This is a genomic window from Deltaproteobacteria bacterium, assembly GCA_020845895.1.
Lineage (GTDB): Bacteria > Lernaellota > Lernaellaia > JACKCT01 > JACKCT01 > JADLEX01.
The window spans coordinates 1-24,828 of the sequence record JADLEX010000031.1 but is presented as its reverse complement, the minus strand read 5'-3'; the positions used below and the strand labels follow the sequence as shown (position 1 = coordinate 24,828).

General features: G+C 62.0%; 22 protein-coding genes. 17 read left to right on the top strand and 5 right to left on the bottom strand.

The window, feature by feature from the left end:
- Positions 1-86: 86 nt before the first annotated feature.
- Both IT350_03760 and glyQ read right to left on the bottom strand, forming a co-directional pair.
- The gene (locus IT350_03760; GenBank protein MCC6157143.1) at positions 87-2,147 is read right to left on the bottom strand and encodes a glycine--tRNA ligase subunit beta; all 2,061 of its coding nucleotides are present in this window, start codon (positions 2,145-2,147) and stop codon (positions 87-89) included.
- Positions 2,144-3,025 (bottom strand): glycine--tRNA ligase subunit alpha, encoded by an 882-nt coding sequence (gene glyQ, locus IT350_03755; GenBank protein ID MCC6157142.1) that lies wholly within the window; start codon positions 3,023-3,025, stop codon positions 2,144-2,146. The genes IT350_03760 and glyQ overlap by 4 nt, the downstream gene beginning before the upstream one ends.
- 248 nt (positions 3,026-3,273) lie before the next feature.
- On the opposite strand from glyQ, the gene IT350_03750 reads away from it, so the two are divergent.
- The 9 genes from IT350_03750 (at position 3,274) to IT350_03710 (ending at position 15,139) form a co-directional block, all read left to right on the top strand.
- On the top strand, positions 3,274-3,792 hold the full coding sequence (locus IT350_03750; protein MCC6157141.1) for a hypothetical protein: 519 nt from the start codon (positions 3,274-3,276) through the stop codon (positions 3,790-3,792).
- 206 nt (positions 3,793-3,998) lie between these two features.
- Entirely contained in the window at positions 3,999-4,910 is a 912-nt protein-coding gene (locus tag IT350_03745) for a hypothetical protein (GenBank protein MCC6157140.1), read from the top strand.
- 143 nt (positions 4,911-5,053) lie between these two features.
- A complete protein-coding gene (locus IT350_03740; GenBank protein ID MCC6157139.1) occupies positions 5,054-6,001 on the top strand; it encodes a carboxypeptidase regulatory-like domain-containing protein in 948 nt (315 codons plus the stop codon).
- Positions 6,002-6,131: 130 nt separating this feature from the next.
- Positions 6,132-7,934 carry a hypothetical protein gene (locus IT350_03735; GenBank protein MCC6157138.1) on the top strand — a complete coding sequence of 601 codons (1,803 nt, stop codon included), beginning with the start codon at positions 6,132-6,134 and terminating at the stop codon, positions 7,932-7,934.
- Positions 7,935-7,986: 52 nt separating this feature from the next.
- A complete protein-coding gene (locus IT350_03730) occupies positions 7,987-9,264 on the top strand; it encodes a DUF1329 domain-containing protein (protein ID MCC6157137.1) in 1,278 nt (425 codons plus the stop codon).
- A 2-nt stretch (positions 9,265-9,266) separates the two neighbouring features.
- Positions 9,267-10,313, top strand: a complete 1,047-nt coding sequence (locus IT350_03725) for a hypothetical protein (GenBank protein ID MCC6157136.1) — start codon at positions 9,267-9,269, stop codon at positions 10,311-10,313.
- A 15-nt stretch (positions 10,314-10,328) separates the two neighbouring features.
- Positions 10,329-12,827: an MMPL family transporter gene (locus IT350_03720; GenBank protein ID MCC6157135.1), complete on the top strand. Its 2,499-nt coding sequence runs from the start codon at positions 10,329-10,331 to the stop codon at positions 12,825-12,827.
- 58 nt (positions 12,828-12,885) lie between these two features.
- Positions 12,886-14,295 carry a transglycosylase SLT domain-containing protein gene (locus IT350_03715; GenBank protein MCC6157134.1) on the top strand — a complete coding sequence of 470 codons (1,410 nt, stop codon included), beginning with the start codon at positions 12,886-12,888 and terminating at the stop codon, positions 14,293-14,295.
- A gap of 16 nt (positions 14,296-14,311) precedes the next feature.
- On the top strand, positions 14,312-15,139 hold the full coding sequence (locus tag IT350_03710; GenBank protein MCC6157133.1) for an enoyl-CoA hydratase/isomerase family protein: 828 nt from the start codon (positions 14,312-14,314) through the stop codon (positions 15,137-15,139).
- On the opposite strand, the gene dinB is transcribed toward IT350_03710, so the two are convergent.
- A complete protein-coding gene (dinB, locus tag IT350_03705; GenBank protein MCC6157132.1) occupies positions 15,097-16,293 on the bottom strand; it encodes a DNA polymerase IV in 1,197 nt (398 codons plus the stop codon). The two genes, IT350_03710 and dinB, sit on opposite strands and share 43 nt — an antisense overlap.
- A 137-nt stretch (positions 16,294-16,430) precedes the next feature.
- On the opposite strand from dinB, the gene IT350_03700 reads away from it, so the two are divergent.
- Positions 16,431-17,477, top strand: coding sequence for an HlyC/CorC family transporter (locus IT350_03700; GenBank protein MCC6157131.1), 1,047 nt, complete (start codon positions 16,431-16,433; stop codon positions 17,475-17,477).
- A 21-nt stretch (positions 17,478-17,498) separates the two neighbouring features.
- Here the strand turns inward: IT350_03700 and IT350_03695 are convergent, their stop codons facing one another.
- Both IT350_03695 and IT350_03690 read right to left on the bottom strand, forming a co-directional pair.
- A complete protein-coding gene (locus IT350_03695) occupies positions 17,499-17,903 on the bottom strand; it encodes an NUDIX hydrolase (protein ID MCC6157130.1) in 405 nt (134 codons plus the stop codon).
- Between the two features lie 14 nt (positions 17,904-17,917).
- The gene (locus IT350_03690; protein ID MCC6157129.1) at positions 17,918-19,837 is read right to left on the bottom strand and encodes a protein kinase; all 1,920 of its coding nucleotides are present in this window, start codon (positions 19,835-19,837) and stop codon (positions 17,918-17,920) included.
- 148 nt (positions 19,838-19,985) lie between these two features.
- Here IT350_03690 and IT350_03685 point away from each other — a divergent pair, with 148 nt between their 5' ends.
- From IT350_03685 to IT350_03655, 7 genes are all read left to right on the top strand, one after another.
- A complete protein-coding gene (locus IT350_03685; GenBank protein ID MCC6157128.1) occupies positions 19,986-21,056 on the top strand; it encodes an SGNH/GDSL hydrolase family protein in 1,071 nt (356 codons plus the stop codon).
- A 106-nt stretch (positions 21,057-21,162) separates the two neighbouring features.
- Positions 21,163-21,552, top strand: a complete 390-nt coding sequence (locus IT350_03680) for a cytochrome c (GenBank protein MCC6157127.1) — start codon at positions 21,163-21,165, stop codon at positions 21,550-21,552.
- A 127-nt stretch (positions 21,553-21,679) separates the two neighbouring features.
- Positions 21,680-21,964, top strand: a complete 285-nt coding sequence (locus tag IT350_03675; protein MCC6157126.1) for a CopG family transcriptional regulator — start codon at positions 21,680-21,682, stop codon at positions 21,962-21,964.
- Position 21,965: 1 nt separating this feature from the next.
- Positions 21,966-22,829, top strand: coding sequence for a zinc ABC transporter substrate-binding protein (locus IT350_03670; protein ID MCC6157125.1), 864 nt, complete (start codon positions 21,966-21,968; stop codon positions 22,827-22,829).
- Positions 22,826-23,572: an ABC transporter ATP-binding protein gene (locus tag IT350_03665; GenBank protein ID MCC6157124.1), complete on the top strand. Its 747-nt coding sequence runs from the start codon at positions 22,826-22,828 to the stop codon at positions 23,570-23,572. The genes IT350_03670 and IT350_03665 overlap by 4 nt, the downstream gene beginning before the upstream one ends.
- Before the next feature lie 10 nt (positions 23,573-23,582).
- Positions 23,583-24,422 (top strand): metal ABC transporter permease, encoded by an 840-nt coding sequence (locus IT350_03660; GenBank protein MCC6157123.1) that lies wholly within the window; start codon positions 23,583-23,585, stop codon positions 24,420-24,422.
- Positions 24,423-24,493: 71 nt separating this feature from the next.
- The coding region (locus IT350_03655) for a deoxyribodipyrimidine photo-lyase (protein ID MCC6157122.1) at positions 24,494-24,828 on the top strand (335 nt) is incomplete at its 3' end.

Below are 24,828 nucleotides of genomic sequence, written 5' to 3'. Positions count from 1 at the left end.
CGCGCCGTTCGTTTTTTCGGTCTGCTCTGACCCATGGTCATGTCGAGTGACCGCCGGTCAGTGAATTCCCTGACAGTTAGATCCGCTTACAATCGCCTGAAGTCCGCAATGCCGCCAAAGAGACGTGCCAGAGCGGTCAAAAGCGACAACCGGTTGCGTCGCCTCTCTTCGTTCTCATCCATGACCATGACCGAATCGAAAAACCTATCGACCGTCGGTCGAATCGCCGCGAGGCCGAGCAGGGCCTTCGCGACGTCGCTTTGTCGCATTGCGTCAGATACGGCGTTTTCGGCTTCGATCACCGCGTCATGCAGACGGCGCTCCGCGTCGTCGGTGAACGCGGCGGGATCGACTCGCGTGTCCGTGTAATCGCCGACGATATTCGCAACGCGCTTGAAAGCCGTCGCAAACGCTGCGTAATCGTCCGAGCGAGAGAATTCGACGACTGCTTCGCATCGCGCGGCGACCTCGACGGGATCGTCAAATCGAACCGCGAGCACCGCATCGACGACATCCGCCGGCATGCCGCCCTGCTTAAGCCATCCCGCCAGACGCGCGCGGAAAAATTCCAAGGTTTGCCCGACGAGAGTCTCCGTGTCCGTTCCCGTTTTCTCGCGACTTGCCTCGGCCGCGGCCCGAATCAGCTCGGGCAATGAGACCGACCACTTGCGATCGAGAACGATCTGGACGATGCCCTGCGCCTGACGGCGGAGCGCGTAGGGATCGCCGGCGCCGGTCGGCGCCAATCCCACACCGAGACAGGCGACCACGGAATCCATCTTGTCGGAGACGGAACACAAGGCGCCGACATCCGACGAAGGAAGAACGTCACCGGCGAAGCGCGGCAGATAGTGTTCGAAAATCGCTTCGCAGACCTCGGGCTTCTCTCCTTGATGCCGCGCGTAGATGCGCCCCATCACGCCCTGGAGCTCCGGGAACTCGAACACCGTCTTGGAGAGCAGGTCGGCCTTGGCGAGCCACAACGCGTGCAACGCGGTGTCGCGCGACGCGGGAGCGACTCGATCGGCGAGATGTCGACAGATCGCCTGGGCACGCAGGACCTTTTCCTTGTACGTCCCGAGCCGGCGATGGAAGACGACCTGATCGAGTTTCTGCGCGAGGTCGTCCAGCGGCTGCGCCAGATCGGATCGATAGAAGAATCGGGCATCGGCGAGCCGCGCGTTCAGGACTCGCTCATAGCCCGCTTTCACGACCTTGGGATCGCTCGCTTCGACGTTGCCGACCGCGGCGAAACGCCCCAGAAGCTCTCCATCCTTCGCCTCGAAGCCAAAGTACCGCTGGTGCTCGCGCATCGGGGTCAGAAGCACCTCGCGCGGCAATTCCATGTATTCATCCGGCACGTGGCCGACATGGACGACCGGCCACTCCACAAGCCCCGTCACCTCGTCGAGAAGTTTCTCGTCTTCGATAACGCGTCCCTTGGCCGACCGCGCCGCTTTTTTCAGTTGCTCCGCGATCGCCCGGCGGCGCTCTTCGCGCATGACCAGGACGTATCTGTCCCGCAGCTTCGCCACGTAGTCGTCGAATCCCTTGACCCGAATCTGCTTCGGAGCGTGAAAGCGGTGACCGTAAGTCACATCCGACGCGGCCACGCCGGCGAATTCCAGGGGAATGGGTTTTCCGTCATAACGCGCCACGAGCCACTGGACGGGTCGCACGAAACGCTGCGGTTCCGAACCCCAACGCATGGACTTCTGCCACGGAATGGACGCGAAAAGACCGCGCAGCAGATCCGGAAGCACGCTCGAGGTCGGTTGCCCGGCGACGGTTTTTACCACGCCGACGCGATCGCCTTTGTCGGTGGAAACGCGGCGAAGCTCGGATATGTCGACGTCCATGCTCTTCGCAAAACCCTCGGCCACCTTGGTCGGCTTTCCGGATTCGTCGAAAGCGCTCGCCCAGGGCGGCCCGGCTTTTTCGATCGTCAGATCACTCTGGCGATCGGCGACCTCACGAACGCACCCCACGAGCCGCCGTGGGGTGGCCGTCGTGACGATTTCTCCGTGCCCGATCCGCGACTCCGTGAGTTTTTCCTCGAGCAGACGCCCGATGTCGTCGATGGCGGGCTTGAGAAATCGCGACGGGATTTCCTCGGTGCCGATCTCGAAAAACAGTTCGTTTTTCATGATCGGGCTCCCACGGAACAGAGCGGATAGCCCAGCGACTCCCGGGTCTTGAGATACGCCTCGGCGCAACGACGCGCGAGATTTCGGACGCGGCCGATATAGGCCACGCGTTCCGTGACGCTGATCGCGCCGCGCGCGTCGAGAAGATTGAACGCGTGCGAGCACTTGAGGCAGTAGTCGTAGGCGGGCAGCGAGAAACCCGCGTCGAGAACACGCAGCGCCTCGCGCTCGTAATCGTTGAACCACCCGAAAATGCGGGCCGTGTCGGCGAGTTCGAAGTTGTAGGTTGAGAACTCGACCTCGTTGCGGTGATAGACGTGCCCGTAGGTCACGCCGTTGACCCACTCCACGTCGTACACGCGGCCAACGCCCTGCAGGTACATCGCGATGCGCTCGAGCCCGTACGTGATTTCCACCGAAATCGGATCGAGGTCGAAGCCGCCGCACTGCTGGAAATAGGTGAATTGCGTGATCTCCATGCCGTCGAGCCAGACCTCCCAACCGAGGCCCCACGCGCCCAGAGTCGGGCTCTCCCAGTCGTCCTCGACGAATCGGATGTCGTGGGCGAGGGGATCGATCCCCAATTCCCGGAGGCTGCCCAGGTACAGCTCCTGAATATTCTTGGGGCTGGGCTTCATGATGACCTGAAACTGATAATAGTGCTGGAGCCGGTTCGGATTTTCGCCGTATCGCCCGTCGGTGGGCCGGCGGGACGGCTCGACATAGGCCGCGTTCCAAGGTTCGGGGCCCAGCGCGCGCAGGAAGGTGCTCGGATTGAATGTCCCGGCGCCGACTTCCAGATCGTAGGGCTGGATGACGAGGCAGCCTCGTTCAGCCCAGTAGTTTTGCAGCTTCAGAATGACCTGCTGAAAATTCATGGCATTCCGCGTGGTTTCGGGTTCCGGGGAACGCCTTCGCTTCTAACTCCACCACATCTGGTTGTCAAGGCGCGAGACCCTACAGCCGGTTGTGTCTTCGGGAAGCCGTGATCGATGAAGAGGCCGGAAATCTCAGGCGAATTTCCTCAAGTTCGGGCCGAATTTCGCCGATCATTTGAATTGGACCCAAGTGGTCCCTTGAAATTCGACATTGTGACGATTGTGCGGCAATCGAAGGAGGCGGGGCGATGTCGGTGGTACCCATCGAGGAGATTCGCCGGGGCAAGGAATGGCTCGCGGGCCTGAGCGACGATGGCGGAGCGCTCTGGGAAGACTTCAGCGCGGACGCTCGGGAGACGCTGCCCGAGTTCTGCCGGCTCATCAAGTACTTTTCAGATCACGCTGGGACCATCGTCCGTAATATGAACGGAACACGAAGCCCTCTCGAAATCGAATGCCTGAACGGGTTCGAAGACCGACATCTGGACAAATTCGCCGATTTCTTCGGTCCACCGGCCAAAGCGCCGGGTCGGCACCTCGCTCCTCGGCTGTCCGGAGACCCGATCATACGTCGCCTCGGCGGCGCATATCTGGAGCAAACGGTCTACATCCGGCAGTTTTCCGGCGGAGTACGGCTTTACGCGGCTGTCTGGCCGTGGCACATCCATCCGGGCGTCGTGACACTGCATTTCGGGATCGACCTCGAAGCACCCAGCGAGGAACACACACGGATCTTCCAGAGATTCGTTCACGCCATTCCCGCCTGAACCGATATTTAAATTATCTCGATAACCATATAGACTAAATCCGTCGCGTTTCCGCGCCCTTCGAAAACCCGCTGGGAATCCCCGGAATTTCGCGGACTTTCCGCTTTGTGCTTGACGCAAAACGGGGAGTTCTGCTAAAAACTCACCGTACTGTATGCATGGGCCGGAATCTTGCCGCTTCGAGCGCTCGAAGGAGAAGTCCAGTAATGAAACGGCTGCATTTTGCGGTGGGCATGGGTGTCGTCTGCGTTCTCTGCCTGATTTCGCTGTTCGTGGCGTGCGAAGGCGGGGAATACATCGTCGAGGTGAGCGGGTCCGGAGCATCCGCGACCGGTGAGGCGGGGACGCTCAACGGATTCGTTCGCGATTTCCAGACGAAGACCGAAGTCCAGGGCGCGTTGGTCGAACTCGTGAACAATGTCACGGGCGAGCCGTTCGACCCGCCGGTCACGGCCACGTCGCCGGCGAACGGCGAGGTTTCCTTCGATCTTCCCGAGGGCATCACGAAAGTCGGCGTTCTCGTGAAAAAAGAGGGCGCAACCGACACGGTGCAATTCGACTTTCTCGAAGGCCTCGAGGGCGAGGAATTCCTGCTCATCAGCAACGCGACGCGCGACCTGGTGGCGCTCGGTCTCGGCTTGCAGCCGGATTGCGCCGAGGTGACCGACGACGCTCCGTGCCTCGACCTGACGAAGGCCGTGACCGCGGGCGGCATGTACTGGGGCGACCCGATCGACGAAAATCCGATCGGATGCGGCGTCATTTCGTTCCAGCCCGACGATGGCCAAGGCGTTTTTTACTTCGGGAACGACGCGCTGCCGAATGCGGCGAGGAACATCACCGGCGATACCCCCGCCAATGGACAGGGGACGAACCCGGGCCGCGACGGCAAGGGCCAGGCGATCAGCTATTACGTGTCGCTGAACAAGGAGATCGCATATCCCCTGCTCATCATGGGACGTACATTCGAGGCGGAAGGCAGCGGATCGCTGGATGCGTCGCAGAGCTCGGCGAACGTCATGCCGCGCGTCTATCCGGGTACGGCGACAATTCAGAACGTCTATTTTTCCAAGGGCGATTTCACGGAGGACCCGACTCCGTCCTGGTGCTCTCAATAGTGTGGGGCGCGGTCGGATCCCGGCCGCGAGATTTGCCCGGTCGAGACACGGTTTGATCGGGACTTGCGTTTGACGGCGCCGCCATGTGGCGACGCCTGCCAAGGGTTTCGTAACGACTGAAGACTCTATTGGAGGAACACGACATGAAAGCGAAGGATTCTTTCTGGCGCATGCTGGTCGCGCTCGTCGCGGTGCTGACCATGGGCTCGCTGGCGTTCGTGGCCGCGTGCGGCGGCGACGACGACGATGACGATTCGTCGAGCGGCGACGACGACGCGACCGATGACGACACCGACGACGACACCGACGACGACGCGACGGACGACGACGCCGATGACGACGCCGACGACGACACCGGCGACGACGACACGGTGGACGGCAGCTCGATCAGCGGAACGGCGACCGACTTCAAGGAAGGCACACCGCTTCCGGAAGCGACCGTCGAAGCCGTGAACGACGAGGACGGTTCCTCATTCGATCCGCCGATCATTGAGACCGCGGATGAGAACGGTTTCGTGACCCTGACTGGGATTCCCGACGACGCCAAGGGCGCCGTGGCCATCAAAGTCACGTACAACGGCTATAAGGACACCTATCAGTTCCATTTCGAGACAGGGACCGCGAACGAGGAGTTCCTGGCGGTTTCGAATACCGTCGTGACGCTCGTTTCCGGCCTGCTCGGCATCACCCCCGATCCCACAAAGGGCTTCGCCTCCGGCGGCGTCTACTGGTCTGACGGCACGGAGGAGTATCCCGTCGGTTGCGCCGAAGTGACATTCGATCCGGGCGTTTCCGAGGTTCACTACTTCAAGGAGAGCGTGCTCGGCGTGCTCCCGACCGATGAACGCGACACCGACGGCGACGGCATCGGCGACGAAAACGGCAAGGGCACCAACGGCGTGCTCGACGGCGACGGCGGCAAGATGAGCTTCTTCGTCGGCGTCAACGCCGATCCGGGTTCGTACACGGTCACGGCCAATATCGACGACGTGGAAGCCACCGATACGATCCCGTATCTGTGCGCCGACTGCGTGGCGATCACGACCGTGGTGTACGACTCCGATCCGAACGCGGCGTTCTGCACGAACTGATCCTGTAAGTTCTAATCGGGCGGCGGCTTCGGCCGCCGCCCGACGATCCGCGAACACGTGGGCGCGCGGGTCGACCGGCGAATTTCCGTTCCTCGATTTGATTTTTTCCGTTCGCTTGGGAGGAGAGGGTATGCGTCACGCGTTCGCAGCCGTCATGACCGCGACGATTCTCTTGATCTGCCTGTCGGGCCAGGCGCGCGCCGAGGAGGGCGACGACTGGGGTGGCGGCGGCGGTGGCGATGACGCGCCGAAGTTCGAACTCAGCGGCTATTTTCAGGCTCAGTACGGTCTTTTCACCGACACGAAATTCCACAACAAGAAAGATCCCCAAGGCTTTCCGATCGAGCACGGCGACCGGGCCGGTGCGCCGTCCATGCTTCGCCACACGCTGATGCTGGAAGCCGACTATAAGCCCACGGACTACATCCGCTTCTACGCGGCGTTCCGCGGGGTTCGTTCGGGCGCGCTCAAGGAAGACCGATACGCACAGGTTCCCGACATGATCGCCGACACCAAGTACAACGACGACGTCGACGTTCAGGCCGAGAAGATGCAGACGGTTCGCGAGCGCTACTACACCGAGAACGAGTTCCGCGAGATCTACCTGGACCTCGATGCCGCAGACTGGCTGAACTTCCGCATCGGTCGACAGCAGGTGAGCTGGGGCGACATGGGCAACATTCGGTTGCTGGACGTCATCAACCCCGTCGATTCGTCCTGGCATCTCGCGCCGTTCGAGAGCTTCGAGGACATTCGCAAACCGCTTTACATGGTGAAGGCGCTCGTCGACGTGCCCGCGCTGTCGGGTTCGCTGGAGGGCGTCTTCGTCCCCCTCGTCGACGATCCCGAAGACACCATCAATACACCGCTCACGTTTGTCGGCGCGTGGGGACTTCCGCTCGCTCCGAAGAACGACTACGTGTCCGATCTCAAGATCGAGGACAAGGTCGTCATGTATCCCAAGAACGACCTGTCCGACATGCGACTCGGCGCGCGGTGGAAGGGTGTGCTCGGCAAGATGACCTACACGCTGGTTGCGTATCACGGCCACCAGCTCTCGCCGCCGATTCCGGATCACGTCATCAAGAATCCGATCGCGGACTCCGATGGGTACACGCGGGCCAAGGTCTTCCTGCGCATTCCGCGCATCGACACCTACGGATTCTCACTGGACTACGCATTCGAGTCTCCGATCGGCGCGGTGCTCAAGCTCGAAGCGGCGGTGACCCCGCGCGTGAATTACGCGGTGAACTCGCTGCTTTCGGCGGGCTATTCGCCCGACAACCGCGTGATGGCGGGGGGCGGCACCTGGCGTGCGCTCGATCGCGACGTCGCCGCCGGCGACTCTCAGCAGATCGCGGAACTGCATTCCGAGGAGCGCCATTCACTCGACTACGCGCTCGAACTCTTCCGCGCGAACCAGTGGCGGTTTCTGAACCGTACGTCGTCGACCGTGACGGTCTTCCGTGTCATGCAGAGTTTCTATTTCAACCCCGAAGACATCAACGACAGCGAGTTCAAGCTTGGCGATCCGTACGTCCGCGAGGTTTTCGCGGACGGCAGCGAGAAGGTGAACGAGAAGTGGCACATCGTTTATGCGCCGGGCTATGACACGACGGTGCCGACACCGATGATGACGACGCTCGTCTTTGCGGCATTCACGACCTACTGGCACGGCCTGTTCACGCCGGGCGTCACGGCGGTCTACGTGCCGCGTTACGCAGAGGTCATCGAGGGCTCGGACGATCTGTTCGACTCAGAAGCGTTCGAAAAGGGCTCCGGTTTTGTCAGCGCGTCGTTCAAGTTCGCGCCGGGCAACCACTGGCGTCTCGAGACCGGCTACAACTACCTCTTCGGCGACGATCCGTACAACGACGTCGGTCTTTTCCGAGACCGCGACGAGGTGTACGGAAAGATCCGCTACCAGTTCTGATTCCACTTGCCGCAGGCACACCCGCGGCCCCCTCGGGGCAAGAGAGGACGTCATGAAATCGAGGACCGCTTGGATCGTGGTGGCAGCATTCGCATTGTCGATCGTGCTCGCGGCGACGGCGATCGGACAGAGCAAGCTCACGCGGGAAAACTGGATCAGCGAGGTGGGATTCGCCCCTGATCTGAGCGGCGCGCCACCGGCGGGACAGACGATCACGTCGGGTGATCTGGCCAAGTGGAAGGCGTGGATCCCGGATGGCGTCCAGGTTCTCATGACCAAGTACGGATTCAAGATCTACACGAAGGACTACCAGCCCATCGTCCCCGCGGACACCTACATCGACGTGACGAACAAGTACCGCGGTACGGCGAAGATCGTCGACACCGGCACGCAGTACCGTAAGCTTGGCCTCGAGGGGTATCAGGCGGGCCTGCCGTTCCCACAGCCGAAGAACGGGCTCGAAATCGCGTGGAACTACACCTACGCTTACGGCGGCGACGATTCCGAGAACTACTTCGCGGTCTACTGGATCAGCGCCAAGGGCGGCGTCGAGCGCACCGAGGATTGGATCTGGACCTACATCAACCGCGCCGTGAACCGCACGGACATCGCGCCGATCCCGGGGTTCGAGGAGTCGAAAAAGGAAGGCGTTCAGTACTATTCACTGACGACCGCCCTTTCGCCGCCCGACAAGAAGGGCTTCTCGGCGCTCTACACGCGCATGATCGAGCCGCAGGACCAGCAGGGCTACATCTACGTCCCCGCGCAGCGCAAATCGACGCGTTTTGCGTTCGGTACGCGCGGCGACGCGTGGAACAACACCGACCTGCTCTACGAGGACGTGCGCGGCTACCTCGGCTACCCCGAGTGGATGAATTGGACCCTCAAGGAAAAGAAGACCATGCTCCTGCCGATGAATTCGCAGGTTCCTCACGGCAAGGAGGCCGTGAAGCAGGTCTACGACTTCGACAACGCGCCGCACTGGAATTTCAAGGCGAAGTGGGAACCGCGGCCCGTGTACGTGCTTGAGGTCAAGGCCAAGTTCCCCGACTATCCGTACAGCAAGATGGTGTTCTATGTGGACGCCGAAAGCTCGTTCATCGCGGTCAAAGACGCCTTCGACAAGAAGGGCCAGCTCTGGAAAGTGCTTGTGAACGCGTGGAACGCGTCTCCGAATCCGAAGACGACGCCTGCGGCGATCGGCACCTCGCTCGTCGTGGACCTGCAGTCCGAGCACGCCACGGCCTTCGGGTGGCAGAAGTCGCGCGCGAACACCGGGATGAAACCCGAGGAGTTCACGCTCGGCCGCCTGCGCAAGATCGAGAACTGACCATGCCTCCCGCGACGGGTGCCCCGTGGAACGTCGCAAAGGCTCTCGCGCTCTTTGGACTGATGACGTTGGTTGTCGCGGCGGCAGCGCCCGCCGCGGCCAAGTCCTTCGGTCCTCCCGCGCCGTTTGCTTTTCGCGACCGACTGTATGATGTGGCCTACGTGTCGGATTCCGTGGCTGTTGTCGTCGGCTATCCGGGCAAGGTTTTTCGCTCAGAAGATGCCGGAAAAACCTGGACGCTCGTGCCGATCGACACCACGGAGCCGCTCTTTTCCGTGTTTTTCCTGAATGATCGGGTCGGCTGGATCGGCGGGCGCAAGGGTCTGGTCTTCAAGACCGACGATGCCGGCAAGACCTGGGCGAAGCAGAAGGCCGACAAGGAAGAACACATCTTCGATCTGCATTTCGCGAACGACCGCGTGGGTCTGGCCGTCGGAAATTTCGGCGCGGTCTTCCGGACAACCGATGGCGGCGCGACGTGGACGTACCAGCAACTCGAGGCCATGTCTTCGGGTACCATCTACCGAGTTCATATGTTCGATGAGAATACGGCCGTCATGTGCGGCGAGTACCCGACGTGGGAAGCGCAGCTCGACGAGACGGTTTCCGCGGACACGCTCAGTTCGTTCTTTCGGACGACCGATGGCGGCGCGACGTGGACCCGCCTTCCGATGCCGACGACCTCGCATTTGTTCGGCATGACCTTCATGAGCGCGAATGACGGATACGTGTCCGGCTCGAAGGGACTGCTGCTTCAAACGGCGGACGGCGGCGCGAACTGGACGACGATCCCGACGAATTCCGAGTTCCACCTGCTCGATGTCTTCGCGCAACCGGGAGGCGCCGTGGCCGCGGTCGGCAACGCGGGACTCGCGGTCCGCGCCGAAAACGGCGCCGCGAGCGTCGTGACCACCGGTGAATATTTTTCGATTGTGGCGAATGCTTTCAACGCAAAGGGGCAGGGGATCGCGGTCGGCGATCACGGTCTGGTGATGCTGTCCGCGGACGGCGGAAAGTCCTGGACCCGGCTCGCGAACGACACGCCCTGACGGGTACGGCTCATCATGTCCAGTCCCACGACGCAGAGCGGTTTCGGCGCGTTCATCATCCGCCATCGGTGGCCGGTGCTCGCGATTTCGGTGCTCGTCACGCTGACGTTCGCGTATTTCATGCAATACGTGACGCTCAAGACGCCGACGATCGACCTGTTTCCCAAGAGCCATCCGTACGTTCAGACCTATGCCCAATACGAAGACACCTTCGGCGGCGCGAACGTCATCGTCCTGACCCTCGAGGTCAAGGACGGCTCGATCTACAACACGCAGACTCTCGAAAAGCTCCAGAAAGTCACGAAGTCGCTGGAACTCCTGCCGGCCGTCAACAACTACTCGGTGCTCTCGCTGTCGCAGCGCAAGATCAAGATCACCACGGTCGACGAGGTTCAGGGATTCCGGTCCGACCCCGTCATGTGGCCGGGCGTGCCGCAGACGCAGGAGGAGCTCGACGCCCTGCGGACGAAGATTTACGCGAGCGGCCGTTACCACGGAAATCTTGTTTCCAGCGACGACAAGTCGCTCATGATCGTGGCGGGATTTTTCGAGCGCGGTCTGCAAAGCGCGGGTGATTCGCTCGAAGAAATCGTCCGCCGCATGGCCGCGGCCGAAGGACGCGACGCCGAGGAAGCCGTCGCGACGCTGAAGCGCGTTTCCGAAACGGAAATTTGGAAGCCCAACGACACGCTGTTCGACGCGATCGACAAGCTCTGCCGATCGGTGGAAGACGAGAACCACCAGATGCGGATGATCGGTCGCCCGATCATGCTGGGCTGGATCAATCGCGAGTTCCCGTCGCTCGTCAAGATCTTCTTCGCGACGGTTGCGGCGATCATCATTTGCCTCTTTCTATACTTCCGCGCATTCGTGGGCGTGCTCATTCCCACCATGACGGCGGTCGCGTCCGCGATTTGGGGACTGGGATTCCTGGGCCTCTTGGCGTTTTTGCAGGCCCGGGGCATCGATCTGTTCAAGCTCGGCGACTACCACTTCAATCCGCTGGTCATCGTCGTTCCATTCATCATCAGCGCCCGCGCGCTGTCGCATTCGGTGCAGCTCATCGAGCGCTACATGGAAGAGCTCGAACGCACCGGACACCGGCAGGACGCCGCCGTCTTCACTTTTCACGGCCTGTCCAAACCCGGCATCGTCTCCATCGTGACCGACGCGGCCGGCGTGTTCATCGTCGCCATTACGCCCATTCCGCTGATGCAAAAGCTCGCACTCACGTGCGGTTTCTGGATCATGTCGATCATCGTCACGGACATGATCCTGAATCCCGTTCTGCTCACCATCATTCCGCCGCCGAAGCGCAAGGCCGTCGGCGAGGGCAAATCGCTGCTCAACCACGTGCTCACATGGATGACGCACGCGAGCACGCAGCGACATCAGAAGACGATTCTCGTCGTGACCATCGTCGTGTTCGCGATCGGATTGTGGTTTGCACGCGGGCTCAAGATCGGCGACGTACACCCCGGCACGCCCATGCTCTGGCCCGATTCGCAATACAATATCGATACGGCGGCGATCGGCGAACGATTCGGCAAGACGGAGATTCTCACGATCGTCGTCGAGGGAGCGGAGCGCGATCAGATCAAGAGCCCGCAGATCCTGCTCACGATGGAAAAATTCCAGCGCGAACTCGAGGCCATGGACGAGGTGTCGTACACCGCGTCGATCGCGGATCTCGTGCCGGACATCGTGCGCATCATGCACGGCTCGCACCCCAAGTGGGGACTGATTCCGGAAAACCTCTTCGATTCGGGTTTCTACCTCGGCATGATCTTCTCGGGCGCCGAGCCGGGCGACCTTGACCGGTTCATCGACCGCAAAATGCAAAACGCGAACATCAGCGTCTATTTGAGCGATCACAAGGGCGAGACGCTGCGCGCGGTCATCGCCCAGGCCAAGCAGTTCATCGCGGAGAATCCGGTCGAAAACGCGCAGTTTCGGCTTGCCGGCAACATGGGCGGCCTGCTCGCCGCCGTGAACGAGTCGATCGTTCGCAGCGAGCTCAAGGTCACGATCCTCGCGTTTGCGTTCGTGTTCCTGTGCTGCGTGATTGCGTACAAGTCGTTCTGGGCGGGCGTGTACTTCCTGATTCCCATCTCGATTTCCAACTACCTCACGTACGCGCTGATGGGCGTGCTCGGTATCGGACTCGACGTCAACTCGCTGCCGGTCGTTGCTCTCGGCGTCGGCCTCGGCGTCGACTACGGTCTCTACGTGGTGGGCCGTATCGAGGAAGCGTACGCTCGAACGGGCGACATCGTGGAATCGACCGCCTACGCGATGATGACGGCGGGACGAGCGGTCTTTTTCACCGCGACGACCATGGTGCTGGGCATCATCTTCTGGGCGTTTTCGTTCCTGCGTTTCCAGGCGGAGATGGGCACGCTCCTCGCCTTTTGGATGGTCATCAGCATGCTGGGCGGCTTGATCCTGCTCCCGACGTTGATCGTGACGTTCAAGCCGAAATTCGTGACTCACCGGGGCCCGGCCCGTTCGTAGTTCGAGTGAAATGAATCGGTTTCATCGCCCCCTGATCGCAGCAGTTCTGGGGGCGATCGTGTTTCTCGTCGCGGCCTGCGCCGGAATCGGCCCGGACGACGACCTCGGCGAACATCGCGACCGGCAACTCGACGAATACGTTCGCGCCATCGACGACGCGCTCGCGGATCTCGACGTGGACGAGGCCGACGCCGCGTATGACCGAGCGCGGGCGCGCCTGCGTTTCCTGAAGGACATTCCGTACGCGCGAAAGACCGTCGAGGTCTACCATCCGCGTCTCATGGAGCGCGCCGCGCGCGTGGTGGACACCAAGCGGCAGGTGCGCGACATGGTGCGCGTCGTGCTCTACCGAGGGTACGACCCCGAAACCATGGGCGCTCCCGAGACCGTTTTTCGGTTCGGATCGCTCGCCGAGCGACTGCAATCCGCGCCGCCGCATCGCCGAGCCGAGGTCGAGAGAATGATCGCGCATTTTCTCGACTCCGGGCGCGATCAATACCGGATCTACCTGCGGCGCATGGCCAAGTACCGTAACCACGTCGAGCGCGTTTTCGGAGCCTACGGAGTTCCGCAGGAACTGCTGTGCGTGGCCATGATCGAATCCGCGGGAGACCCCAAGCGCGTTTCGCCCGCCGGCGCGGCGGGGCTCTGGCAGTTCATTCCCGAGACCGCGCGGCGGTACAAACTCGTCGTCGGGCGTGGCGTCGATCAGCGTTTCGACCCGATGCTCGAAACTTACGCAGCCGCCGCGTACTTTCGCGATCTGCTCGATATGTTCGGCGGCGAGGTCGAACCCGCACTCGCCGGATACAACTGTGGCGAGTCCTTCGTCGCCAACGCGCTGGCGTCGGCCGGGCCGGGGGGATTCTGGTCGCTGCAACCGCACGGGCGCGGCGACGGTCGGGCGATGACGATTCCGAAGGAAACCTACGACTACGTCGCGCGGTTTTTCGCGGTGGGGATCATCTATCAGAATCTCGAACGGTACGGATTCGATCAGCCCGCCGCGGACGACGATCCCTTTGTGATGCTCGAGATGGTGGGTTCGCTGGATCTCGACCGGCTCGCGGCTGACCTGAATCTCGATCCCGAAAAGCTCGCGCTCATGAATTCATCGTTTGTCGATCGCCGCGCCGACGCCGATCAGCGCGTTTTGGTGCGCCTGCCTGCGGCGCCGGTCGAGCAGTACGTCGACATCCTGCGCGGTACGCGCAACTACCGCGTGTCGTACGTCTATCGCCATCGGGTGACGAACTACGAGACATTTCGCGCGGTGGCGGAAGACTACGGCGTGAGCCCGGCGCGCATCGCGGTCCACAACAACCTGGATTCCGAGGATCGCCTGAAGCCGGGCATCATGCTGCAAATTCCCACCACAATGCGGAATCAGCGTGCGGCGCAGGCGTCGGAGCAGAATATCGCGTGGTGGCGAACGTACCTCGAACGCAACGCGCCCAAAGCGCCGTGAAGCCTGGGGTTTCCGAATGACCGAGTACGAGACGCTCCTGATGGAACAATCCGGACGGGTTGCCGTCGTGCGGCTGCATCGGCCGGGGGCGAAAAACGCGATGTCCGTCGCAATGATGCGCGAATTGATCGCGGTCGGCGAGCGGATCGGCGCCGACCTGTCGATCGGCGCGGTCGTGGTGACCGGTTCCGCGGAGGTTTTCAGCGGCGGCGTGGATCTGCGGGATCCGGAACTCGCGGCCGTCTTCGGACTTCCCCTCGCGTCGAAAAGACGGGTGCTCGATGCCGGACCGCGCTTGTGCCGAGTGTGGGAAGAGCTGCCGCAGCCGACGTTTGCGGCGGTCGAAGGGTGGTGCGTGGGCGGCGGCGCGGCGCTCGCGATGGCGTGCGACTTTCGCATCGTGGCCGACGGCGCGACGATCCGGATTCCCGAGATCGAACGCGGCATGAACTTCAGTTGGGGGTCGCTGCCGCGGATCGTCTCGCTCGTCGGGCCGGCATGCGCGAAGAAATGGGTGATGTTCGCCGAATCGATCGACGCATCCGAAGCTCTGCGTTCCGGCTTTGCTCAGTGGACGTGCCCGCGCGGCGAAGCGGAGCGATTCGCCATCGATCGCGCGCGGGCGCTTTGCGAAATGCCGCTCGCGGCCGTGATGATGACAAAGCAGACGGTCAACGCAATCGGCGCGGCGGCGAAGCCTGTCGTTCACATGGACACCGACCAGTTCGCGCTCACGCTCGGGTCCGAGGATTTTCAGGAGGGCGTGGCGTCGTTCCTCGAAAAGCGCTCTCCCAAATTCAATCAGGGCTTGCCTGAACCCGAGTCCTTCGATCCGGATCGATAGACATCGGCCGGAGCGATCGCGTTCTTGCCGAATTTGTCGCGGATGCGGTCGATCGCGTCGTAAACCTGCTCGTCGCGCCGCTCGGCTTTCGCGTCGAGCAGGTTCATCTGCGTGCCCGATCGATCGCCGAGTTCGCTGACGCCGACGCCGATCAGACGAACCGGTCGCCCGAAGTAGGCGCTGCCCGCGTAGAGATCCCATGCCAGATGCAAGAGTCGCTGATCGTCCCAGACCGGGCTGAGGGCCGTGTGACTGACGGTGTGCGTCTCGAAGTCTTCGAGGCGAATTTTCAGGTGCACCGTGCGACCGGCGACGCCCTCGCGGCGAAGTGTGCGCCCGACGTCGCACGAAAGCCGCAGCAACACACGGCGGAGCTCGGCCGGTTCCGTGACGTCCTGTTGAAACGTGCGTTCCTTGGAGACGGATTTGCGTTCCTCGCGCAGGCCGATGACATCCGAGCCCCGTCCGGCGGCCTTGCGCGCGAGCATCGCGCCCATGCTTGCGCCGGACCTCCGCGTGAGCGCGTCCTCGTTCCATTTGCGCAGGTCGCGCACGAATCGGATGTTCATCTTCGAAAGCCGGTCGACCGTCCGGCGTCCGATCCCCGGAATCTTTCCGACGTCGAGCGGCGCCAGAAATTCCTCGACGTGCTCGGGTGACACGACGGTGAGACCATCCGGCTTGCGAAAGTCCGAGGCGATTTTCGCGATGAGTCGGTTCGGACCGATGCCGACGCTCGCGGTCAGATCCAGTGTTTCGCGAATCGACGCCTTCAGGCGTTTGGCGACCTGCGTCGGAGAGCCGAATAGAAACTGCGTGCCGCTGAGATCCAGGTATGCCTCGTCAATCGAGGTCATTTCGACGAGGGGAGAAAAGTCCTGAAGTATGGCTCGCAGCTTTTTCGATGCTTCGGAGTACCGCGAAAAATCCGGTCGCAGGAAGACCGCATGCGGACACAGCTTGACCGCGCGCGCGATGGGCATGGCGGAATGAATTCCGAATTTGCGCGCCTCGTAGGAACACGTCGAAACGACGCCGCGCTCGCCCGGCTGCGCACCGACGACGACCGGCTTGCCGCGCAAATCCGAACGATCCCGCTGCTCGATGGCGGCGAAAAACGCGTCCATATCGACGTGGGCGATCACTTTCGACATGAGCCCCGCTCGTCCTTTCTGTTCCGAACGCTTGCCCGGCCCGTTCGTTTGCCCTCAATATACGCGCGGGTTGAACAGATTTCTTGGGGACATATGAAGCCCTTTCGTTTTTCGACTGCGCACGGGACGATTTACCCATGATCGTCCAGGTCGCTGTCATCGTCTCGATCGCCTTGGTCGTTTCCTTCTTCTGCTCGCTGGCGGAGGCCGCGCTCTATTCGATTCCCGTCAGCCGGATCGAGAGCCTGCGCAATTCCGGACGGGCCAGCGGGCGGGCACTTGCGAAACTTCGTGACAATATCGAGAGGCCGATCGCGGCGATTCTGATTCTCAATACGCTGTCGCACACCACCGGCGCGTCGGTAGCCGGTGCGCTGGTCGGCAACGCATACGGCAATACGGCGCTTGGGATTTTCACGGCAGCGTTCTCTTTCGTGCTCCTCTGGATCACGGAGATCATCCCGAAAACGATCGGCGTTTACTACGCGAACACGTTCGCGCCCCTGCTGGCCGGACCGATGCAGGTCATGGTCTGGATTCTGTGGCCGTTTGTGTGGGCTTCGGAGTTGACGATTCGCTTCCTCAAGCCGAGAGGACCGGACATGAACCACAGTGAGGAGGACATTCTCTCGGTTGCGCGACTCGGACTGCGTTCCGGGTCGATCATCCCGGAAGAACTCCTGTGGGTCGCAAACATCCTGAAGATCAACGACACGAACTGCAAGACGCTCATGACACCGCGCAGCGTGGTGTTTTCCGTGAGGTCCGATCTGAAGATGTCGGACGTGAAGAACGACGCGGTGAGCTGGGCGTACAGCCGAATTCCGGTGACCGAGGCGAACGACCTCGACCGTACCGTGGGCGTCGTCATGCGTCGCCACGTCATGGAAGCGATCGTGCGCGGCGAGTGGGAGAAGACGATTGCAGACCTGATGCGTCCCGCGCATTTCGTGCCCGAGTCCATGCGCGGTCACATCGTGCTGCAGGAGTTCATCGACGAGCGCCAGCACTTGTTCATGGTGGTGGACGAGCACGGCGGCGTCGAGGGGATCGTGACCCTTGAGGATGTGCTCGAGGCGATGCTCGGACAGCAGATCGTGGACGAGTTCGATCGTTACACGAACATGAAGGAACTGGCGAAGCTCAAGGGGCGTCACCGCCGCAAGGAACTGAAAGTCTCGTAGGTCCGCAAAGTCGGATCGATCTCAGTGGCGGCCTTCGACGTAATCTCGCAGGATCGTCGCGTGGTCGAAGCACATCGACGCGGGCGGATTTGCCGGGTCGATGACGAGAACACCCTTCGCGTCGGACTGCGCGACAGGTACGCCGTCGGCATCGGCGATGAAGACGACCGAGACGGTGTGCAGCCGCATGTCCCGCGTCGGATCGGAATAGACGTGAAACTGTCGCGCGAGGTTCACGTCGAGACCGGTTTCCTCTTTCGCTTCGCGAATGGCCGCCGCCTCGACCGATTCGCCCACATCCACGAAGCCGCCGGGCAGCGCGTAGCCATGCGGCGGGTTTCGTCGTTCAATCAGAACGACCCCACCGCCGCGCAAACGAATCAGGATGTCCACGGTCAAGGCTGGAGTTTCCGGTTTCCAACTCATGCGATTCGCCGCGATCAACCGCCGTCGGCCTTTTTCTTCGCCGAGTGGTATTCGCGCGCAACGGCTTGATTCGTGGGGTCGACGCGCCAGGCGGCCTGAAACGCGGACGCCGCTTTCTTGAAATTTCCTTTACGTTCGTGCTCAAGGCCCCAATTGCGAAAGTACTCAAAAAGTTTTGTCAGCTTCGCGTCAAGCACGGGGTCTTTTCCGCGCAGATCCCGCGCGTCCCGGTACAGGCTGGTCGCGTTGAAGAGCGGCGGCGAAATATAGCAACCCGCCGCGTGCGCAAGATCGCCTCCGGCTTCGAGAAAACCCGAAAACAGGCCGGGCGCGGCGAAACGCATTACGACGAGAATCACGACGAGACCGATCGCCGACGCCGACGAAATGATGAGCGCAGGTGACTTCCAGAGCGCCGTCTTCGTCCCGACGAGCGCGTTTGCACCTTGCCTTGCCGTCTCGTTGTTGGGATCGAGACGCAGGACCTTGTCGTACTGAGCGCGCGCTTTGGTGAATTTCTTCCTTTTCCGGTTCGACTCCGCCATCGACAGCAGTTCGCTGATTTCGACGCTGACCTTGCGGAGTTGCTCCAACATGTCGCGCGCCTTGATCGAAGGATACTGTTCCAGGAATTCGGCCAGCGCGGCGGCGGCGGCTTCGTACTCGGAGACCTTCATGTGCTCATGCGCGCGCAGAAGAATGGCGTCTTCTTCCTCCTTGATTTTCAAAAGGCGCTCGCGCAACTCGTGATACTCGCTTCGACCTTCCTCGGGCGAAGCCGACTCGCCGAGCATCTCCACCGCACCCGACAGATCGCCGGCGTCCGCCAGCATCCGGGCTTCACGCATGGTCGCTTCGGCGTCCGCGCCGTGAAGCTTCGCGACAGGCGACGGCGTTCCCATCGTCACGGTCTTGACGTCGTCGGTGAAGACGGGAGGCGCCGAATCGCGGATGCGGGCGCCGTCGATCGCGTCGCGAAGATCGCCCATCGTCTGGTATCGCCGATCGGCCGGCTTTTCCAGACATCGCGCGATCAGGGCGCACAGATCCTCCGACAGATCGGGCCGCTTGACGCGCGGCGACGGCGCGGGGCTCTGCAGCACCATCTTCATGAGTTCGGTGGTGCTTTCGCTGCGAAACGGCAGCTCGCCGGTCGCCATCTCGTAGAGCACAACGCCCCAGCTATAGACATCGGAGCGGTGGTCGATCTGGCCATCCCACTGTTCCGGGCTCATGTAGGGCGCGGTCCCGAGGATCTCGCCGCTCGTCGTGAGCTGACTGCCGCCGTGCGCCTTGGCGATGCCGAAATCCATCAGCATCGCGTGGCCGTTGTCCTCGACCATGATGTTGTTGGACTTGATGTCGCGGTGGATGATGCCATTCTTGTGCAGGTAGGCAATGGCGTCGCAGATCTGTCGCCCGATCGCGCGCATTTCGCGCTCGCCGAGCCACCCCGAAGCGCGCACCATCTGCTTGAGCGTGCGCCCGTGCATGAACTTCATGACGAAAAAAAGAACCGGTCCTTCGCGTCCGATCGTGTAGATCGGAACGATGTTCGGGTGGTCCATGCGCGCGGCGATCTTGATCTCCTCCTCGAAACGTCGCGCGATGCGTTCCTCCTGGATCATGTCCATCGGGAGCACCTTGATCGCCACGGTGCGATCGACATTGAAGTCGACCTCGCGCGCCTGATACACGCACCCCATGCCGCCGCGGCCGATGATGTCGAGGATTTCGTATTTGCCCGCGAGCACCGTTCCGGGTTCGAGCGTGCCGGCGAGATTCGAGGTCAGGGGGACTCGGCTGGGTTCCGACGCGGACGCACTGGAGACACCGGCGCGCAGATCGGAACCGCAATAGCGGCATTTGATCGCTTCGACGCGGATCTGCTCGTAACAAAACGGGCAGGTTTTGTAGCCTTCGGTCGCGGCCACGCGCGATCCTTTCTCGCCCGAAATGTCGAAATGCCACCGTTTGCCTGCGCCGCGATCGTAGGGACCGCTCCAAAGCGTGTCAAGCAAAACGCGGGTTTTTTCCGGGGCGCGATCGCGGTATGATCGCGACAACTCGCGGAGGCGTGTCGTGAAACGAGCGGGCGTCATCTTTGTCGCGTTGCTGTGGATTATGTCGTTCGCCGGATTCCGGCCGACGATCCACGTGCTTTCGATGGGCGACAGTTGGTCGAACCAGTGGGTCGGCGACATGGTCGCGGAGATCGAAAGTCGAGGCGACACCGTGGTGGCCCACAACAAGGGGATTTACGGTTCGACCGCCCATCTGTGGGCCGATGCCGGATCGCTTCTTCTCGCGGATGTCGTGGTCTATCTCAATTCCCATCCGGAGATCGAGTGGATCGTCATCAGCCTCGGCGGCAACGATATGCTCGCCGAATACAACCTTGGGGGCGGCTACGGAATGGCGCTTTTCGGAATAATCGAAACCGATGTGCGCCAAATCGTGAACACGCTGGTCGTCGCGCGCCCGTCGCTCAAGATCTGGGTGAATGGATACGACTTTCTGAATTTCGAGCAGTCGCCGCTGTGCATCCTCCTCGGGCAGGAGATTTTCGGTCCGTCGTTGACGTACAATCAGAATCTCGTGGTCGCGCAGCTCACGGCGACGGCGCAGAGTGTCGCCGGCGACTACGCCCAGGTGCATGCCGCGAACCTGCTCGGTTCGATGCAGGCCGCGGACGGAGTCCCCGGCGCGCCGAATTTTCTCCTGCCGTCGCCGGCGCACTATTTTGTGTACGACGACTGCGTTCATCCGTCCGTCGGCGGTTACCGCGTATTGATGTCGCACATCTATGACGAGTTTTTCGGTCCGCTCAACCCGGACGTGACGACGACCACCACCACGACGACGTCAACGACCAGTACGACGCAGTCTCCCGACGACGACACCGATGACGACGATGCGGACGACGATACCGACGACGATTCGGACGATGACGACGATGCGGACGACGATACCGATGACGATGCGGACGATGACGGCGATGACGACATCGGCAATGGCGATGTCGATGACGACGCGGACGATGACTTCGGCGAAGACGACGATTCGGGCGACCCAGCTTCGGATGGGGAAACGAGTTCCGAGGATGAGCGCCATCGCGACGACGGATCGGGCACCGGCGCCTGCGGTTTCTAGGCGCGATCACAAAAATCGATTTCCATCTCCCGTTCATCCTTGAAACGCGACCGCGACGGGCGTAAGAAATAGCCGCCGCGATCCGCGGATGAGAAGGAGATTGCCCATGCGCGCAAATCGTTCCCTGATTCGTTTCGGCGTCCTGTTCGTGATCGTGACCGTCGCCGCGGCGCTGTTCGCGGTGAATTCCGCGCCGGCCGCGGGTGTGCTCGGTGACGCGGCAAAAGGCGCGGCCCCGTACAAGACCTACTGCATGTCATGTCACGGCGAGAAGGGCGACGGCGCGGGACCGGCCGCAGCGGCGCTGAATCCCAAACCGCGCAACTTCACGGACAAGGCGTTCATGGCGACACTGACTGACGACTACATCGTCAAAGTCATTACGGAAGGCGGACAGGCCGTCGGCAAGTCGCCGCTGATGGTCGCCTGGAAGGCCGTCCTGAAGCCGGAAGAGATCAAGGACGTCGCCGCGTACGTTCGTTCGCTCGCCAAATAGGCCGAAATGAAGCGGAGTTCCCCGCGACGGCGCGCTTCGGCGCGCCGTTCGTTTGTTCAGGTCTGGGCGACCGGGCTTGACGGCCGGTAATACAAAGTCATATACAACGACTTCGTCGGGGGCCCGAATGAGCGCGAAAAAGCCGAAGAGCGGAGTCGTGACTTTCAAGGCCGAAGAGGCCTTGCTGCAACGGCTCGCCGCGGTCCCCAACAAATCGGCGTTCATTCGAACGGCGGTGCTCGCCGCGCTGGAAAACACGTGCCCCCTGTGCAACGGCGCGGGAACGGTCTCCGCCGATCAGACGGAACACTGGCGTCGATTCATGCGAGGCCATCGCGTGCAGACCTGCGACAAGTGCCATGAGAATTTCCTGGTCTGCGATAAAGATCCCAAAAGCCGACATCGACACTGAGATGCGAACGTCGATAGATCCATCACCTAGGACGGCCTTCGTTGCGCTTATCCTGATCTGCCTGATGCTCGGCATCCCCGCGCGAGGCGACACGGCGACCCCGCTTTGCGTCGCGGTCAGCATCGCGCCGCAGGCATACGTCGCAAAAAAAATCGGCGGCGATCGCGTGCGGGTTTCAGTCGTATTGCCGCCGGGGCAGTCACCGCACACCTTCGAACCGACGCCCCGCACGGCGAAAATGCTGGCGGAGTCCGGTCTCTTCTTTCGGATCGGAACGTCGTTCGAGGCGACGCTCGCCGGCAAGATTCCCTCGGAGTCGAAAACGCGCATGGTGGACAGTGCGAAGTCGGTCGCGCTTCTCGACGAAACGCACGATGCGCACATCTGGATGGACCCCCGCCGGATGAAGGTCGTCGCGGCCAACATGGCGGCAGCGATGCGTAGCGCGGACCCGGCAGGATCGACCGTTTACGCGGCCGGTCTCGACGCCCTTCATCGCGAACTCGACGAACTCGACGCGGCGATCCGCGCAAGGCTCGCACCGCACGCGGGAAAGCGGATTTACGTCTTCCATGCCGCGTACGCCTACTTCTGCGATGCGTACGGACTCAGACAGGTCGCATTGGAAGAAGACGGCAAGGAGCCGAGTCCGCGCCGACTTGCCCGACTCGTGGATCAGGCGAAGGCCGACGGCGTCACTACCGTGTTTTCCGAGCCGCAGTCTTCGGAGAAGTCCGCGCGGGCCCTCGCGGCCGCTGTCGGTGCAAAGATCGTGTCGCTCGACCCGTTGGGAGCGGACTATCCCGCGAACATGAAGCACATTGCCGATGCGATCGCTTTGGCGCTCGCGGAGCAGTCGTCATGACCGACCAAGCCGACGTCGTCGTTTGCTTTCGGGACGTGAGCTATTCCTATCCCGATGGGCAGTCCATTTTCGACGGCGTTTCCCTGGAAATCCGCGAGCGCGATTTCGTGTCGATCGTCGGGCCCAACGGCGGCGGCAAGACCACCTTCGTCAAACTGATGCTGGGGCTGTTGGAGCCGCGGCGCGGTGCGATCGATCTCCTGGGTGCCGGTCCCAAAACCACACGAGCGCACGTCGGTTACATGCCGCAACACGTGCAGCTCGACATGCAGTTCCCCGTGAACGTGATGGACGTGGTCATGATGGGACGACTCTCCCGCGACCGGAGAATCGGCGGATTTCGCCGCGAGGATCGCGAGGCGGCGCGCAATGCGCTCGCGTCCGTGGAGATCGAGGATCTGGCCGCCCGATCGTTCTCGTCGTTGTCGGGCGGCCAACGACAGCGAACGCTGATCGCGCGGGCGCTCGCGTCGCAGCCGCGCATGCTCGTGCTCGATGAACCAACCGCCAATCTCGATATTCGTGTGGAGCGCGAGTTCTACGAATTGCTCCGCAAACTCAACGAGCGGCTGACGATCGTGATCGTGTCACACGACCTGAGTTTCGTCTCGACCTACGTGCAATCGGTGGTGTGCGTGAATCGCGACGTGCATACGCACCCCACGCGGGCGATCTCGCCCGAGATGATGAGCGACATTTACGGCGGTCGCATGAAGATCGTCGTTCACGACGAGAAGATGTGAAGGGTCGCGCGTGCAGTTCTTCGCCGATTTGCCGAAATACGCGTTCTTGCAGTTCGCACTGATCACCGGCGTACTCGCGGCGGTCGCGTCCGGCGTGGTGGGAACGTACGTCGTGACCCGCCGCGTGACGTCGATTGCGGGCGCGATCTCGCACAGCGTACTCGGCGGTCTCGGCGCGGCGGTCTTCGCGCAAAAGGCGCTCTCCTGGACGTGGATGCATCCGCTTTACGGGGCGGGGGTTGTCGCGGTCGGGTCGGCGCTGCTGATCGGCGTGCTCAATTTGCGCGCCCGCGAGCGCGAAGACACGGTGATCGGCGCGATCTGGGCGATCGGCATGGCGATCGGCGTGCTCTTTCTCGCGCGCACCCCCGGGTACAATCAGGATTTGATGAGCTATCTGTTCGGCAACATTCTGCTGGTGACCGAGCGTGACCTGTGGATGATCGCGGTGCTCGACGGAGTCGTGGTGATGGTCGCCGGCGCATTTTACCATCAGTTGCTGGCCGTGTGCTTCGACGAGGAATTCGCGCGGCTGCGTGGTCTCAACGTCGAGTTTTATTACCTGATGTTGCTCGTTCTCACCGCGCTCACCGTCGTGCTGCTCGTCACGGTGGTCGGTATCGTCATGGTGATCGCCATGCTTACGCTGCCCATCGCCATCGCGGAACGTCTGGTGCATCGCGTCTCGCACGTCATGGTCGTGTCGGTCGCGCTCACGATCGCCTTTACCGTCCTCGGCCTCGCGGTGAGCTACGACGCCGATCTGCCGTCCGGTGCGACGATCATCATGATCGCGGGTGTCGCCTATCTCGTCGCCATGATGCTCGGCGGTCGAAAGCAATCCGCGTGAGCCGCATTCACCCCGACCGCGTGCGTGTGCTGCGCGACGGAGATGGGCGAGGCGACTACGTCCTCTACTGGATGCAGCAGTCGCAGCGGGCATACGGGAATCACGCACTCCAATTTGCCGTTGAGCAGGCCGATGACTTCGCCCTTCCGCTCGTCGTGGCGTTCGGGCTGACCGCCGACTATCCCGGCGCGAATTTGCGGCATTACGACTTCATGGTGCGCGGTCTCGTCGAAACGCGCGAGGCGCTGCGCGGGCGCGGCATCGCGATGGCGCTCGCCGCGGGTTCGCCGGTCGATGTCGCCATCGATTGGGGAAGACGCGCGGCGATGATCGTGTGTGATCGTGGGTATACGCGTATCCAGCGCGCGTGGAGGGCGCGCGTCGCCGAGCGAGCGCAGTGCCCGGT